Origin of the sequence: Rhizobium sp. AC44/96 (genome assembly GCF_001692185.1) — a bacterium.
GTDB lineage: Bacteria > Pseudomonadota > Alphaproteobacteria > Rhizobiales > Rhizobiaceae > Rhizobium.
The window spans coordinates 152,366-167,710 of the sequence record NZ_LXKO01000002.1 but is presented as its reverse complement, the minus strand read 5'-3'; the positions used below and the strand labels follow the sequence as shown (position 1 = coordinate 167,710).

At 60.6% G+C, this 15,345-nt stretch carries 12 protein-coding genes and 1 pseudogene; 5 read left to right on the top strand and 8 right to left on the bottom strand.

Going from position 1 to position 15,345, the window contains the following annotated elements; genetic code table 11:
- Nucleotides 1-38 precede the first annotated feature (38 nt).
- The 3 genes from A6U87_RS06515 to A6U87_RS06505 are packed head-to-tail and all read right to left on the bottom strand — an operon-like array spanning nt 39 to nt 3,296.
- A complete protein-coding gene (locus A6U87_RS06515) occupies nt 39-1,031 on the bottom strand; it encodes an ABC transporter permease (protein ID WP_065690422.1) in 993 nt (330 codons plus the stop codon).
- Nucleotides 1,028-2,587 carry a sugar ABC transporter ATP-binding protein gene (locus tag A6U87_RS06510; protein WP_065690489.1) on the bottom strand — a complete coding sequence of 520 codons (1,560 nt, stop codon included), beginning with the start codon at nt 2,585-2,587 and terminating at the stop codon, nt 1,028-1,030. Before A6U87_RS06510 ends, A6U87_RS06515 begins: the two co-directional genes overlap by 4 nt.
- A gap of 28 nt (nt 2,588-2,615) precedes the next feature.
- Entirely contained in the window at nt 2,616-3,296 is a 681-nt protein-coding gene (locus tag A6U87_RS06505; protein ID WP_065690488.1) for a GntR family transcriptional regulator, read from the bottom strand.
- A gap of 110 nt (nt 3,297-3,406) precedes the next feature.
- On the opposite strand from A6U87_RS06505, the gene A6U87_RS06500 reads away from it, so the two are divergent.
- Genes A6U87_RS06500 through A6U87_RS06485 form a run of 4 tightly spaced genes read left to right on the top strand, consistent with a single transcriptional unit; the run spans nt 3,407 to nt 8,050 of the window.
- Complete coding sequence (locus A6U87_RS06500; RefSeq protein ID WP_065690421.1) at nt 3,407-4,441, top strand: Ldh family oxidoreductase; 1,035 nt, start codon at nt 3,407-3,409, stop codon at nt 4,439-4,441.
- Nucleotides 4,438-5,664 carry an iron-containing alcohol dehydrogenase gene (locus A6U87_RS06495; RefSeq protein ID WP_065690420.1) on the top strand — a complete coding sequence of 409 codons (1,227 nt, stop codon included), beginning with the start codon at nt 4,438-4,440 and terminating at the stop codon, nt 5,662-5,664. Before A6U87_RS06500 ends, A6U87_RS06495 begins: the two co-directional genes overlap by 4 nt.
- A 56-nt stretch (nt 5,665-5,720) precedes the next feature.
- Nucleotides 5,721-7,169: an NAD-dependent succinate-semialdehyde dehydrogenase gene (locus tag A6U87_RS06490; protein ID WP_065690486.1), complete on the top strand. Its 1,449-nt coding sequence runs from the start codon at nt 5,721-5,723 to the stop codon at nt 7,167-7,169.
- A gap of 14 nt (nt 7,170-7,183) precedes the next feature.
- Nucleotides 7,184-8,050: an alpha/beta hydrolase gene (locus tag A6U87_RS06485; protein WP_083199297.1), complete on the top strand. Its 867-nt coding sequence runs from the start codon at nt 7,184-7,186 to the stop codon at nt 8,048-8,050.
- Nucleotides 8,051-8,073: 23 nt separating this feature from the next.
- Here the strand turns inward: A6U87_RS06485 and A6U87_RS30380 are convergent.
- Nucleotides 8,074-8,322 (bottom strand): annotated as a pseudogene (locus A6U87_RS30380) (DUF1778 domain-containing protein); the annotation flags it as partial.
- An 84-nt stretch (nt 8,323-8,406) separates the two neighbouring features.
- Entirely contained in the window at nt 8,407-9,297 is an 891-nt protein-coding gene (locus tag A6U87_RS06480; protein WP_065690419.1) for a LysR family transcriptional regulator, read from the bottom strand.
- A gap of 95 nt (nt 9,298-9,392) precedes the next feature.
- On the opposite strand from A6U87_RS06480, the gene A6U87_RS06475 reads away from it, so the two are divergent.
- A complete protein-coding gene (locus A6U87_RS06475; protein WP_065690418.1) occupies nt 9,393-9,662 on the top strand; it encodes a helix-turn-helix domain-containing protein in 270 nt (89 codons plus the stop codon).
- A gap of 153 nt (nt 9,663-9,815) precedes the next feature.
- Here the strand turns inward: A6U87_RS06475 and A6U87_RS06470 are convergent, their stop codons facing one another.
- The 3 genes from A6U87_RS06470 to A6U87_RS06460 are packed head-to-tail and all read right to left on the bottom strand — an operon-like array spanning nt 9,816 to nt 15,266.
- On the bottom strand, nt 9,816-13,073 hold the full coding sequence (locus A6U87_RS06470; RefSeq protein WP_065690417.1) for an error-prone DNA polymerase: 3,258 nt from the start codon (nt 13,071-13,073) through the stop codon (nt 9,816-9,818).
- Nucleotides 13,070-14,581 (bottom strand): DNA polymerase Y family protein, encoded by a 1,512-nt coding sequence (locus A6U87_RS06465; RefSeq protein WP_065690416.1) that lies wholly within the window; start codon nt 14,579-14,581, stop codon nt 13,070-13,072. The genes A6U87_RS06470 and A6U87_RS06465 overlap by 4 nt, the downstream gene beginning before the upstream one ends.
- Nucleotides 14,502-15,266, bottom strand: coding sequence for an ImuA family protein (locus A6U87_RS06460; protein WP_065690415.1), 765 nt, complete (start codon nt 15,264-15,266; stop codon nt 14,502-14,504). The genes A6U87_RS06465 and A6U87_RS06460 overlap by 80 nt, the downstream gene beginning before the upstream one ends.
- Between the last annotated feature and the right edge of the window lie 79 nt (nt 15,267-15,345).

Sequence of the window (15,345 nt, the reverse complement as noted above, 5' to 3'; positions counted from 1 at the left end):
GGACCTAAGACCGTGAACCCGTGTGGTCCTGACACGGATTATTTCGAAAACCTTTGAATGAGCATGGCGATAATGATGATGACACCCTGGACACCCGCTACGAGGTATTCCGAGACGAAGTCGGAAAGCACCATCAGGTTGGCGATGAGTTCAAGGATGACCGCGCCAGCGACCGTTCCCCAAATGTGTCCCTTGCCGCCACGAAGCGCGGTTCCCCCAATCACCACCGCAGTGATGACCTGCAGCTCCCAAAGAACACCTGTCGTCGGAGTGGCTGCTCCTAGTCTCGGCACGTAGCAGATGGCGGCGATTGCAACGCATGCACCCTGGATCGCGTAGGCGATCGTGCGGGTCTTGATGATCGAGATGCCGGAGTAACGCGCGACGTCCTCGTTGGCGCCGACGGCCGCGCATTTGCGCCCGTACTTCATCTTGTAGAGGATGAAGGATGCGATCGCGGCAACGGCGATCGAGATCACGATAGGCAGTGGGATACCTGCGACCGTCCCGAAATAAACCGGTCGGTACGCGTCGCGCAGGGTGCGGTCGATCGGGATGGTGCCCCCGTCCGACATGTAGGTAATCAACGCCCTGAAAATCCCCATCGTGCCGAGCGTGGCGATGAATGGTTCGATCTTCCCGACAGTGACGATCAGGCCATTCATCAGGCCGCAGAACAACCCCACGGCGACAGCGACCACCATGCCAGCCGGGATTGCCGTTACCCCCCACTCCGGGGCCATCCGGTTCATGAACATGATGGTGATTCCGGTTATGAATGCGGCCATTGATCCGACGGATAGATCGAGCCCACCTGAGGAAATCACGAAAGTCGCGCCGACGGCGATGATGGCGATGAAGGCGCTTCTCGTGATGACATTGCCGAGGTTGGTCGCGGACAGAAAGTCCGGATTGATCGCAAAGCCTATTACCATCAGCGCGGCCAAAGCGACAAAGGGTCCGACGTCGGCCCAGCCGATATTCCATTCCCGCTCCGGTCTGACCGAAGTGGAGCCTGTTAATACGGTCATCTTGTTCCTCCCTGAACACGTTCAGCGGCATCGCTCGTCGCCAAAAGCGCGACATTGTGTTCTGTCATCTCGTCGCCAGAGACCTCGCCTGCGATGCGCCCCTCACGCATCACAAGGATTCTGTCGCAGATGCCAATCAGTTCCTGCATCTCCGACGAGATGACGATGCAGGTCTTGCCCTGCGAGACCAGCTGCTGAATGAAGGCGTAGATCTGCGCCTTGTTGGCGATGTCGATGCCGCGCGTCGGCTCATCGATAACGACGATCGACGGCGCGGTGAGAAGTACCTTGGCGAGCAACAGCTTCTGCTGGTTGCCGCCTGAGAGCTGGCCCGCCTGGACCCTCGTACTCTTGAGGCGAATATCGTATTGCTCGATTGCGTCAGCGAGTGCGGCCCGCTCGCGGCGACGGTGCATCAGAAGCCCGGGGTGAAAACGACCGAGAGCCGATAACGTCAGGTTAGGTGCCAATCCTTCCCGCAGAAGAAGACCTTTTCCCTTTCGGTCCTCGGTCAAATACCCGATGCCCGCATCGAGTGCTGCCCGCGGCGAATGGATGTCGATGGGCTTGCCCAGCAACTCAACCACACCTTTTGCCGGGCGCAATCCCATGATGCCTTCGAACAGTTCCGTCCTACCGGCACCGATCATCCCGGCAAAACCCAGTATCTCGGACTGGCGCACCTGGAAGGACACGCCCTTGACGAAACCTGGCACCGAGAGGTCTCGAACAGTCAGTTCCACGCCGCTTGGCGCCTTTACCCGCTTGGGCGGATAGAGCGCGGCGAGATCGCGGCCGACCATCAGGCGAGCCATGTCCATCTGGCTTAGGCTGTGGCCGGGATAGCTGCCAACCATCTTGCCGTCACGTAGCACCGTTACCTTGTCGGCCAGACGTTGCACCTCATCGAGCCGGTGGCTGATGTATAGAATTGCGGTGCCCTGTTCTTTCAGTCGCATGATGATCGAAAGCAGACGCTCGACCTCTTCCCCGGTGAGGACTGCAGTCGGCTCGTCGAAGATCGCAAGCTTGTAGTCGTCGAGAAGCGCGCGAGCGATTTGAACGAGCTGGCGATCAGCGAGCGATATGTTGCGCACCAGCGAACTGGGTGACACATCACAGCCGAGTTCGGAGAGCTTCTCCCTGGCGATACGACGCATGGCCTTGTCGTCGACGACCCCGTTTCGCATCAGCTCACGACCGAGGAACAGGTTTTCTGCAACAGTAAGCGCGTCTGCGAGCAGGATCTCCTGGTGCACAAGAACGATACCTGCCTGTTGAGCCTGCTCCGGCCTGGAGAACCGGACCGCAGCCTCGCTCATGGAAAGAGATCCAGAGCTCGGTTCGGCGTAGCCCGACAAGAGACGCATGAAGGTCGACTTGCCAGCGCCGTTTTCGCCGATGACCGCGTGGATCTCCCCCGGGAAGATATCGAGCGAGATATCAGATAGAACCGTAACTGGTCCGTACTGCTTGGAGATACCCTCGGCGCGGAGAACGGGGGCGCGCGTAACGCTATGGGTCTCCGTCGCCGAGGCCCCTCCGTTTCGTTCCATGCTCACAACGCTCGACATCGGCGGCCTCTTAATCGAACGCGGGGAGCAGTCGGTCACGCGAGTGCTCGAGATGGACACGCATTGCCACTTCGGCCGCGGAAGCATCGCCCGCAGCGAACGCGGTGATCAGGGCCTCATGTTCATCGAGAGCCTCCTCGGTGACCCGGGAGTGAAACATCAATCGGAAAATGTGAAAGTGCGTGTGTTGATGGTTCAGCGTCTCGCGAATGAGCTCGTTTCCAGCAATTTCCAGAATCTTGTCGTGGAAGAGCGCGTCCTGGCGAGCGAAGGTCGAATAGCGCAGTCGTTCGTCGCCGCCGTCTCGCCGACCCATCACACCTGCGGCCTCTTTAAGTGCAGAGAGCTTGTGCTCGTCCATGACAGATGCAGCCTTGGCTGCGCTCGCAGGCTCAAGCAGCAGACGGAGCTGATAGAGTTCATCAAAACGTCTCCGAGCGATCTGAGGCGCTGCGCTGTAACCGATGAGATGGGTCTTGACGACAAGTCCTTCCCCCTCAAGTCGACCAAGCGCCTCGCGGATTGGGGTCTGCGACACGTTGAGTTCACGGACGAGGTTGTCGACGGTAATCCTCGCGCCTGGGGCAATCTTCAAGGACATCAGCTGGGCGAAGATCGCGTCATAGACGCTGCCTGCGAGGCTGTTACTCCGCTGAATGAATCCACTTGGGTCGGGCGCTTCGTTCAACATCGTCGTATTCCGGTCCTGCATTATTTTTGCCTCTTGACACAACCCATCGCTAACATGATGCTCCGCGATATGCAATCCCATATCCTATAGGATTTTATATCGGAGATGTCGTGAGGGTAGATGAAGACGGCGCCATGGCGTTAGCAACACGCCTCCTTGCGGACCGCGGGACGCCTGCGGCCCACGCTGCAATGCAGGCACGCGTGCTGGTGGAAGGGGAACTGAAAGGCCATCCGTCCCATGGACTGCAGCGGCTGCCGCGTATCTTGTCCCGAATTGAGCGCGACCTTATCGACGCATCGGCCGCGGGAATGCAAAACTGGCGCTCGTCCTCGTACCTTGAGGTTGATGGCCAGAAAGGACTGGGACCAGTTGTCGCCCATGCCGCGCTCGACCGGATCGCAGAAAGGGCTCGTGAAACTGGCATTGCAGTTGCAGGCATCCGCAACTCCAACCATCTCGGCATGCTTGCACACTACGTCGAATGTGTCGCCGATCGGGGCCAGATCGGCATTGCCATGTCCTCGAGCGAAGCGCTTGTTCACCCCTATGGAGGGACGCGCGCGCTGCTGGGAACCAACCCGCTCGCGATCGCGGTTCCCACGGCCGGAAGGCCGCTCGTTGTCGATCTGGCAACCGGTCTCGTTTCAATGGGCAAGATCCACCATCATGCTGCCAACGGCGTCGCCATTCCGCAAGGTTGGGCTCGCGACAGCAACGGAAAGCCGACCACGGATGCCGCGGCTGCCACAAGGGGATCGATCGCGCCTTTCGGCGATGCAAAGGGGTACGCTCTTGGGATGGCGCTCGAGCTCCTCGTCGCCTCGATCGCGGGGTCGGCGCTGGCCCCCGACGTGCGCGGCACGCTCGACGCCGACAATATCTGCAACAAGGGCGATGTGTTGATTGTCATTGACGTCGGTGCAGAGCCAGCCTTGCTCCGGCGCTTCAGTGACTATCTCGAGCGCATCCGAACTTCCATCCCCGCTGATCCTTTGCGCCCCGTGACAGTTCCCGGCGACGGCGCATCGTCGCGGCGTGAACAGGCGCACAAGGACGGAATCGAGATCAGCCCCAAACTCTGGGACGAGCTCAACGCCCTTTCTTATTCGAACAATCCACCCGTCAGAGGACATGGACAATGACCCTTTTCGCCGCGCTTCGTCTTCCTCGTGAAATTCTCTTCGGCAAGGGGCAGCGCCATGCCCTCCCCTCGGTTGCGGCCAAACTAGGCAGTCGCGCGCTGATCTGCACGGACGAACGGTTCGCAGGCACGACCGTCTTCGCCGAGATCGTCAAGTCGCTGGAGGCTGCGAACATTGCAGTGCTGATTCATGATGGTGTCCAGCCTGACGTTCCGGTCGCTACCGTTTCGGTATGCGTGGAGGACGCACGCAGCTTTGATCCCGATCTGGTGATCGGGATCGGCGGAGGGAGTTGCCTTGATATGGCGAAGTGTGCGGCCCTGCTGCTCACCCACGGCGGCGCGTTGAAGGATTACTATGGCGAGTACAAGGTCCCAGGTCCCACGATCCCCGTCATTGCCGTACCAACGACGGCAGGAACGGGATCCGAAGTCACTCCGGTTGCGGTCATCTCCGACACCGACCGCACGCTGAAGGTCGGCATCTCAAGCCCCCATCTTATTGCGGCCGTAGCTATTTGTGATCCGCAACTGACGATGACCTGCCCTCCCGGACTGACCGCAATCGCCGGAGCCGACGCCCTCACCCACGCTATCGAGGCTTTCACTGCGGCTCGCAGAGGCACCGACCCCGCCTTGGCGCAAGAACACGTCTTCATCGGAAAGAGCACCCTCACCGATCATTTTGCACTGTTGGCAATCAAGCTTCTGGGCCGCAGTCTCGAAAAGGCTTGCATGGATGGTTCTGACGAAGAGGCCCGGGCCGATGTCATGATGGGAGCCTTGGCAGCGGGTTGCGCCTTCGGGACAGCAGGGACCGCAGCGGCCCACGCCATCCAGTACCCGGCCGGAGCGCTGACCCACACCGCCCACGGCCTCGGTGTCGCAACCATGATGCCGTACGTGATGAACTACAACAGGTCGGCTTCCACCTCCGAAATGGCCGAGATTGCCGGAGCGCTTGGCCTTCACAGCATGGATGGCGATCCAAAGCAGCTTGCCGTCGCCGCGATAGAGGAAATTCGCAGGCTGTTCGCAGCGATCGGTATCACCCCCACCCTTGCCGATCTCGGGCTGGCCGCCGACAAGCTCGATTGGACGGCAGAGCAGGCCTTCGGCATCGACAGGCTCATCAAGAACAATCCCAGGCCGTTCGATCTCGACGCGATGAAGCGTCTTGTAAGAGCAGCTTACGACGGCGATCTCGCCGCCTCCGCAATCTGAACATCGAGGGGAGACTCATGACCATTGCCCAGCAGATCCATGCAACCGAGCGCGAGATGCCCGACATCGATGCAGCCGCACGCGGACTCTATATCGACGGGTCATGGCGGCCTTCGCAGTCCGGTCGGCAAATCGATGTCGTCGACCCGTCGACTGGTGTCGTTCTCGCAGCTGTGCCCGATGCAACGGTAGAGGATGCCCAGGCATGCATTGATGCAGCAGCGGCGTCCGCGCCTGCCTGGCGTGCCACCCCGCCCCGCAAGCGATCCGAGATCCTGCGACGCTGCTTCGAACTCATGGTCGAACGCTCGGAGATGCTGGCGACCTTGATCTCGTTGGAGAACGGCAAGGCGTTGCGGGACGCGCGCGGCGAAGTCGCCTATGCTGCCGAATTCTTCCGCTGGAACGCCGAAGAGGCGGTACGCATCACCGGAGAGTTCGGCATCGCTCCGTCCGGCACGAACCGCATCATCGTGGATTATCAGCCGATAGGGATCTGCCTGATGATCACGCCCTGGAACTTCCCGGCAGCAATGGCAACCCGCAAGATCGCCCCTGCCCTGGCCGCAGGCTGTACAGTCATCCTCAAGCCTGCCAGCGAGACGCCTCTTACGGCCTACGCGCTTGCGGCAATCTACGAAGAGGCTGGCGTGCCGAAGGGCGTCGTCAACGTTCTGACGACTACTGACCCTGGATCGATGACGGCACATGTCCTGGCCGATCCGCGTGTCCGGAAGCTCTCCTTCACGGGATCGACAGGCGTCGGTAAAAAACTGCTCGCAGAGGCAGCGAAGCATGTCATCTCGTGCTCAATGGAACTCGGCGGGAATGCGCCTTTCGTGGTTTTCGATGATGCCGATCTCGATGCCGCTCTCGACGGGGCAATGATCGCCAAGATGCGCAATGCGGGCGAAGCATGCACGGCGGCAAACCGCTTTTACGTGCAGTCGGGCATCTATGACGCATTCGCCGAGGGATTGACCAGGCGCATGGCGGCATTGAACGTGGGTCCGGGCATCAACGCCGAGACCGACTGCGGCCCGATGATCACTCGAAAGGCGGTCGAAAAGATCAGTCGCCTGGTTGATGACTCAAAAGCCAAGGGTGCGCGCGTTCTATGCGGCGGTGAGACGCCGTCCGGGTCTGGTTTCTTCTACCCGCCGACTGTCCTTGCCGACGTCCCGGTAAGCTCCGAGATGATGTCAGAGGAGATTTTCGGTCCCGTTGCACCGCTTTACCGTTTCGATGACGAGGAAGAAGCCATAGCGCGTGCCAACGATACGGAATATGGGCTTGCGGCCTATGTGTACACGCGTGACCTTGCACGCGGCCTGCGCGTTTCCTCCGCCATCGAAGCAGGTATGATCGCCCTCAATCGAGGCTTGGTCTCCGATCCGGCAGCGCCGTTCGGCGGCGTAAAGCAGAGCGGGCTGGGGCGCGAGGGCGGACAGCACCATGGCATTGCCGAATTCATGGAAGCCAAATATATCGCTACGAGTTTCTGAAGCGGGGGGCTTTTATGGAAACCGACCCATTCCGGATCCGCGACCATGTCGCGGATTTCGACGCCATTGTTGGTGAGATCGTCGCGGCGAGTGCGAGGGCGCGCGAAGCCCTTCCTATGATACCGGACGTCGCATATGGCGACGGACCAGATGAAACTGTGGACATCTTCTTTCCCAAGGGTCCGCGTCAGAACCTTCCTGTCCACCTGTTTGTCCACGGCGGCTATTGGCGGATGTTCTCCAAGCGAGATTACTCTTGCATCGCCAACACCGTCACTTTGGCGGGTGCTATCGCCGTGATCGTTGATTATTCTCTCATGCCGGCGCAGCGCATGGAGGTTCTTGTCGACCAAGTCGTCCGCGCCAAAGAATGGGTCATCCAGCATATTGCAAGTTATGGCGGCAATCCCTTGCATCTATCTGTGAGCGGACACTCTGCGGGAGCGCATCTCGCGACGTTCACGTTCGAGGAGAGCGAAAAAGCCTCCGGAGTTCAGGGGGCTTTCCTGCTCGGCGGCCTTTATGATCTTGCGCCGCTGCAACAATCTTTTTTGCAAAGGGAGATAGCGCTGACCGAGGACGAGGTATCTCGCTTCACACCCCTTTCCCGGCGCCATGATGGGGATTGTCACGTTGTCCTGGCTGTCGGCGAAGACGAAACACGTCCTTTTCATGAACAATCCAATGCCTTCGACAATCACCTTGCAGCCCAAGGCTTCTCGGTATCGTCCAGGATCATGGCTGGTCGCAATCATATGAGCTCTGTCCGCGACCTGGGTGTGCCGGGAACCGAGGCGGGAGACTTTCTGATCGGCTTCATAACCGCCGGGCACCGTGAAACAAACGCGACGACGCATGGTCGTGCTGCCCCGCGGATTTGAAGCATATTGGTCGATGTCGCGGCTCTCAGACGCTCATTGGGGTGTGTCGGCGCTTCGAGCCGTGCAAGATATTCGGCATAGAGTTCAGGGCTTGCGGTGCATATGGTTCGGCCGAGTAGCACTTTCTCAGCGCGGCGCTCGGAAGCCTCAAGCATGAAAACCGTGCTCGTCTTGCCAAACGGTTCGGGCGCACTGTCAATCAGTCGCGGGTCGCAGGCTTGATTACTATGCACGCGTGCGTCTCGGCTTTTACCGGTTCGTGAAGTGGGCACCGGAAGTTCCTTTCGCTGCGCAAAATGTACCGGATAGATCAGCGCTCTCGGCTGCTCCCGGGTCCCGCCGTCGGCGCATTATACTCACCGAGCCGCCCGCACCATGGACTTGGCAATCTCAAGTATGTCGTCGCGCGATGCCGTCGGATCCTCCCGATTCCAGGCAATGCCAAGCCCGATCCTGAAGTCGATCCCCCTCACCTTCTTCAATACGAAGGTGCGGTTAGGAATGTCCGTCGTCCATTCCGGTGCAAAGCCGATACCAAGGCCGGCGGAGACGAGCGACACGAGTGAGTAGGTATCGTCGCAGCTATAGGCGATGTTCTTCGTAAGATCGTATTCCTCGAACTTCTCATTGAAATAGCGTTCGGTAAAAGAGAGGTTCTGCCGGTTGAAGGCAATGATCTTCTGGTTGCGCAGATCCTCGATCGAGATTTCGTGGCGAAGTGCCAGCGGATTGCCCTCGCCAACTGCCAGAAGGTACTTCTCATGCGCAACCGAGAAAAAGCGCAACGATCCGATGTTTTCGACGGGGCGGATGAAGCCAAGATTGATCTGCCCTGTCTCCAGACCACGGATGATATCGCTGGTATTGCCCGAGGCGATATGGATTCGGACATCTGGAAACTTATGCGCGATCTTGCCCAGGAACACCGGCAGCATGCCCATGGTGGCGGGATAGACGGTTCCGATCTTGATCTGACGAATACGACTGCCGCCGGCGGCCCGTGTCAGTTCGGCGGTCAGGTCCATTTCGCTCAAGATCCGGACCGCCCGATCATAGAAGGTGGCCCCTGCCCTCGTCAGCTCGACCCGGCGGGTCGAGCGGATGAACAGTGGGCAACCCAGTTCCTTCTCCAGTGCCATGACATGGTTGCTCAATGCCGGTTGGGCGATGCACATCTTTGCAGCTGCACGACCGAAGTGCAGTTCCTCGGCTACCGCTTTGAATAAGGAAAGTTGGCGAAGTTCCACAGCTCACCCTCCGTCTTAGGCAATTCAGCAAGCAAGGATTAATATGGGACCTACAGTCCGTCGATTGTCAAGCCGTTTAACTGTGTTCTGCGCAAATGGACACGAAGCAGACCATAGGCTGGAATTTGAGGCGCATCCGCGTGCAGCGGGGCCTCTCGCAGGAAAGGCTTGCGCTCGAGGCGAGCATCGACCGCTCCTATGTCGGGCGAGTTGAACGCGGCGAAGAAAACGTCACGGTGGCCACGCTAGAGGCGATTGCAAATGTTCTTTCCGTCAGCGTTGCGTCCCTCTTCGAAGAAATCAGCCCGAGTGAAGGAAAACCCGAGCCACTTCGGTCCGGACGGAAGCCTAAGGGAAGAAATTAGAACTGGACCGAACTCTCATCTGGCATCCTGAGACAGCGGCCACGTATGGCCATGTTCATGTCCTGTGTTCGTGTCCGCGTGGTGTGTCGGTTCCGGGCTAGTGATTGGCGTTGACTGCTCCAATTCGAATTAGCGGCCAAATGATTATGAAAGTCACTGAAAATTCCGTGCCCGCACCTTCAGTGTATCAATGTGGAGATCACGGACGAACATATCCCGCGGCTGAACGACGGGCTTCGGCGCATCGCGCGGATCAGGACCACCCCCATACGCAAACTCGTCACCTCTGCCCGCCGGCAGTTTGAACTCGGTATCGCGATCGGCCAGCCCTGAAAGATCCCCCGACAGGTCAAACAGCTGCTGCGCCACCAGGTGCACCACCTCCCCTTCCCGCTGAATACGTCCATTGATCGCCATCATCGAGGATCCGAGCACGACGCGGCGACGTTTCTCAAACAGCGTCGGCCAGACGACGATGTTGGCCGGCCCGGTCTCGTCCTCGATGGTGATGAACATAACGCCCTTGGCTGACCCGGGTTTCTGGCGCACGAGGACGAGGCCAGCCGTATAGACCCATTGTCCGTCGCGCGCATTCATCGCGTCGCTGCAGGTGATGATGTTGCGATCCTGCAGATCCTTGCGCAGGAACGCGACCGGATGCTGGCGCAATGTCAGACCGGTATGGCTGTAGTCCTGGATAACGTTGTGGCCATCGGTCATCTGCCGAAGCTCCACTTCCGGCTCCTGCTGCTCGGCGATGGCCTGCATCTCGCGCTCGGCGGCCGCGGCAAACAGCGGCAGGGGCTCGTCGCGCAATGCCTTGACCGCCCAGAGTGCATCACGGCGCTCGAGCTTCAACGACGGCAGGAAGGCATCTGCCTGGGCGAGCTGAACGAGGGCTTCAGCGGACACACCGGACCGACGCCACGTATCATCGACCGACTGGAAATCCCGGTTCATGCGACCGGCGACAATGCGGGCAGCATCCGCGACCGCCAAGCCCTTGACCCGTCGAAAACCCAACCGGACGGCATGCCGGTCGCTATTGCCGATCCTCTCCAAAGTACAATCCCACCGGGATCGGTTGATGCAGACGGGACGCACCTCGACGCCATGGGCTCGCGCGTCGCCGACGATCTGGGCCGGTGCGTAAAACCCCATTGGCTGACTGTTGATCAGCGCCGCGCAGAATGCCTCGGGATGATGGCGCTTGATGTAGTTCGAGGCATAGGCGATCAGCGCGAACGACGCCGCATGGCTTTCCGGAAAGCCGTAGGATCCAAACCCCTCAAGCTGGCTGAATGTCTTCTCGGCGAACTCAGGGGTGTAGCCGTTCTTCACCATGCCGGACACGAGCTTGTCCTTGAAGCGCGACACACCACCGGTGAACTTGAAGGTCGCCATGGATTTGCGCAGCTGGTCTGCCTCGCCGCCGGTGAACCCTGCACAGACCATGGCCACCCGCATGGCGCTCTCCTGAAACAGTGGCACGCCAAGCGTCTTGCCGAGCACCGCTTCAAGCTCGGGCGTCGGGTATTCGACCGCCTCCTTGCCTTCGCGCCGACGCAGATAGGGATGGACCATGTCACCCTGGATCGGCCCTGGCCGGACGATCGCCACCTGGACGACGAGGTCGTAGAAGGTACGCGGCTTCAGCCGTGGCAGCATCGCCATTTGCGCGCGGCTTTCGATCTGGAAGGTCCCAAGCGTGTCAGCCTTGCGGATCATCGCATAGGTCGCCGGATCCTCCTGCGGGATCGTCGCCAAGTCGATATCCTGGTCCTTGTGTTCCCGGATGAGTTCGAATGCCTTGGCCATGCAGGTGAGCATGCCAAGCGCCAGCACGTCGACCTTCATGAACTTCAACGCCTCGACGTCATCCTTGTCCCACTCGATGATCTGGCGATCCTTCATCGTCGCCGGCTCGATCGGAACCAGATCGTCGAGTCGGTCATGGGTCAGGACAAAGCCACCCGGGTGCTGGCCGAGATGGCGCGGCGCCCCCATCAGTTGCTGCGCCAGTTTCAGGGTCAGGGCGAGACGCCGATCGTCGGGATTGAGATTGAGTTCGCGGACATTGCGATCGCAGACCTCTTCCGACCAGGACCACATGCCTGAGGAGAGCGCCTTGATCACGTCTTCAGGCAGTCCGAGCGCCTTGCCGACATCGCGGATGGCGCCGCGGGCGCGGTAGCGCGTGACGGTGGCGCAAAGTGCCGCCTTCTCCCGACCGTAGGTCCGGTAGATCCATTGAATGACCTCCTCGCGGCGCTCGTGCTCGAAGTCCACATCGATGTCAGGCGGCTCATCGCGCTCCTGGCTGACGAAGCGCTCGAAGAGGAGATCGTTGGTCGAGGGATCGATCGAGGTGATGCCGAGGATATAGCAGACAGCAGAGTTGGCGGCCGAACCTCGGCCCTGACACAGGATGCCCTGGCTGCGGGCGTAGCGAACGATCGAGAAGACGGTCAGGAAGTAGGGCGCATATTTCATGGTGCGGATGAGGTCGAGCTCATGGCGAACGATCTTCAGCACATCAGGCGGCAGGCCTTCCGGGTACCGATCGGGCACACATTCCCAGACATAGTGTTCGAGAGAGGACTGGGCGTCCTTGCCCGGCACGATCGCCTCCTCCGGATACTGATAGGTCAGCTCCTCAAGCGAAAACGTGCAGCGCCGCACGATCTCCATCGTCCGCGCCAGCGCCTCTGGATAACGCGGAAACAGCCGCTGCATTTCCTCTGGTGGCTTCAGATAGCGATCAGCGTGACGCTCGCGCTCAAAGCCGACATCGTCGATCGTCGTTCTGTGGCGGATGCACGTGACGATATCCTGCAGCTGCCGCCGGCCCGGCTCATGGAACAGCACATCGTTGGTGACGACGGTTTTGACCTTGAACCGCAAGGCCATATTGGAGATCTCGTGCAGGCGCAGCTGGTCGTTCGGGCGCCGGCGCAGGCAGAGCGATACATAGGCGCGGTCGCCGAAGATCTCGGCCAGCTTGCGCAGCTGCACGGCGCAGGTCTCGTCCGCAAGATTGGCCACCAGAATGGCGATCATCCCGTCGCAATAGGCGACGACGTCGTCCCAGTGAAGAATGCAGTTGTTCTTGCCGCCCCGGCTCTTACCGAGGGTGATCAGGCGGGTCAGCCGGGAATAGGAGGCGCGATTTGTCGGGTAGACCAGCACCGACATGCCATCGGCGAGATCCAGCCGGCAGCCGACGACAAGCCGCAGGCCGGTGGCGCGCGATGCCTCCAGCGCGCGAACGATACCAGCCAGACTGTTGCGATCGACCACGCCGATCGCCTCGATGCCAAGCTCCGCGGCGCGCATGAAGAGCTCGTCGGCCGACGATGCTCCGCGCAGAAACGAGAAATGCGTCGTGACCTGGAGCTCGGCATAACTCATGCGAAAATCCCGTGCATGAACCAGCGATGGTCACCGGTCTCCGGATCGACACCATCGCCTGCCCGGAACACCCAGAGCCGTTCGCCGGCTTCGTCCTCGATCACGAAATAATCCCTGACGGCCTCCATCTCGGCGTCGCGCTGCCACCATTCGCCGAAGATGCGCTCGGGACCGTCGGCGCGCTTGACCTTGCGCCGCCGGCCGCGCCAGGTAATCGAGGCCGGCGGATGGTCCGGCATCAGCGCAATGGCCGTGATCAGCTCCGGTCGGGCGAGCAGCCGCACCGGCCGGCGCCAGTGACCGACCCATGCGACTTCGAGCGGATCAGAGGCGGCGGCAATGCGTTGAACCGAGCGTTCGGGGACATCGGAGGCAACCGGCGTCACACGATAGACCCGTTGTCCACGGTTGCCGTAAATGTCGATCAGCGGGGTGACATCCGTCACCTCGTCCTCGACCAGAGATGAGACCCTTTGCATGTCCTCAAGCGGTTCAGCCATGACGGCAACCAGCGTCAATTTCTCGATCCCGAAGCCGGGTTCGATCTTTTCCGTCCGGTCGCGAAACAGCTTCGTCAGCCAGGCGACATCACGCGCCGGTTTGGCGGTTCCGGCGCGGATCGCCTGACTGGTACCATCGACCTTGTCTACGATCAGGTCGGCACGGCGCACGCCAAGACCGCGCTTCTGGAGCTCGCCAATCAACTGCACGACCAGGCACCCGACATATTTGTCGATGGTCTCGGCAGCCCCGATCGGCTCCGCGAAGGCTCTTGCGACCTCGATCAACTCAGGCGTTCGGATCGGATCGATCGGCTCGGAAACGCGGCCGAACATCTGGTCGAGGCGCCGGGCGATCTCCGGTCCGAACCGGAGTGTCAGTGGTGCGCGTGGGGTATTGGCCAATTCACCGACGGTCTGGAAGCCGAGCGTGCGGAGATCACCAACGATCTTTTCCGATAGCCGTAACAGCGTGATCGGCAGCTTTTCGACTGCGGCCACTGTCTTGCCGATCGGTACGATGACGGTCTCGCGGCTGATGGCTCGCGCACAGGCGTGGGCTGCACCCAAGGTGTCGGCGATCGCCACACGGGCCGTCAGTTTTCGGGCCAGGAACTGGTTGGAGATCTTCGTCACCATCGGCACCTCACCACCCTGCAAATGATCGGCGCCTTCTGTGTCGAGCACAATCCCGTCGGTTCCATCGACTGCAACAATCGGGGAATATTGCGTCAGGGCCCACAAGGTAATCCGCTCGAGCGCGGCCGCGTCGGCTTCCGGCTGCGCATCGACCAGCATCAGCCCGCGAAACAGAGCCTGGGCCTTGGCCGCCGACATGCCGACACGCAGGCCCGCTTTGCGCGCGGCTGCGTCGACTGATGACACCCAGCGTTTTGAACCGCTCCTGGCGATCACCGCGATTGCCTGCTCAGCCGGAATAGACGGATCGGCGCGTCTGATCCGATCGGTCGGCAGATCCGGTAGATAGATCGATACGACCCTTGTCATCACACGCCCTCACGAGAAACTCAGCACACTCACCCGCTTTCACGCGCATCAATTCCAAAAACCACTGCGCCCGGCCGACACCAGGCACCGGAAGGTCCTCCGACGGCATGACGCTGACCCGCCACCGCGTCGTCGCGGCCGTCGGCTGGCCAAAATCGTTAGCCTCCGTCTGGCGTCGCCATCGTCGCACCGCAAGCGCCATCGTGCCCGTGCGTTCCGCGGCAAGCTGCAGCCGCCTGGAGCTGACCATTGGCAATCGGACGAGCTCGCCGACCACAGCGCCGAGGCCTCCGAAGGCCAAGCCCTCCTCCATGTTGGCAAGCACGTCCTCTTCCTTGTCTGATTCAACGAAGATCACCCGGTCGGGATGAAGGCCAACCTGGGCCAGGGCCGGGAAGAACAGGTCGGGCCGGGTCAGGCACCAGACGATCGGACCCTTGGTACGCGCCGAAATGCCGGCGGCGCATAGTGCGGCCGCGGCACCATCGACAGTGCCTGCCCCGCCGCCGGCGAACTCATGCAACGCGCCATAGGCGAGACCTCCGCCGGGCAGGACGGCGTCGATCTCGGGCACGCCGAAGGGAAGACAGCCAGCCTTCCTGGCAGTCACACCTCCCAGCGTCGAGATCCGCTCGCGAAGATCGGAGATCACATCTGAAATCACCCGTTCACGGGCAGCAGTCATCGTTCACGGCTCCCTTCAAGTTCGTGTGGCGTCAGGATCGGGCCGACATCATGTCGAGCAAAATGCGGATGTTCCGTTT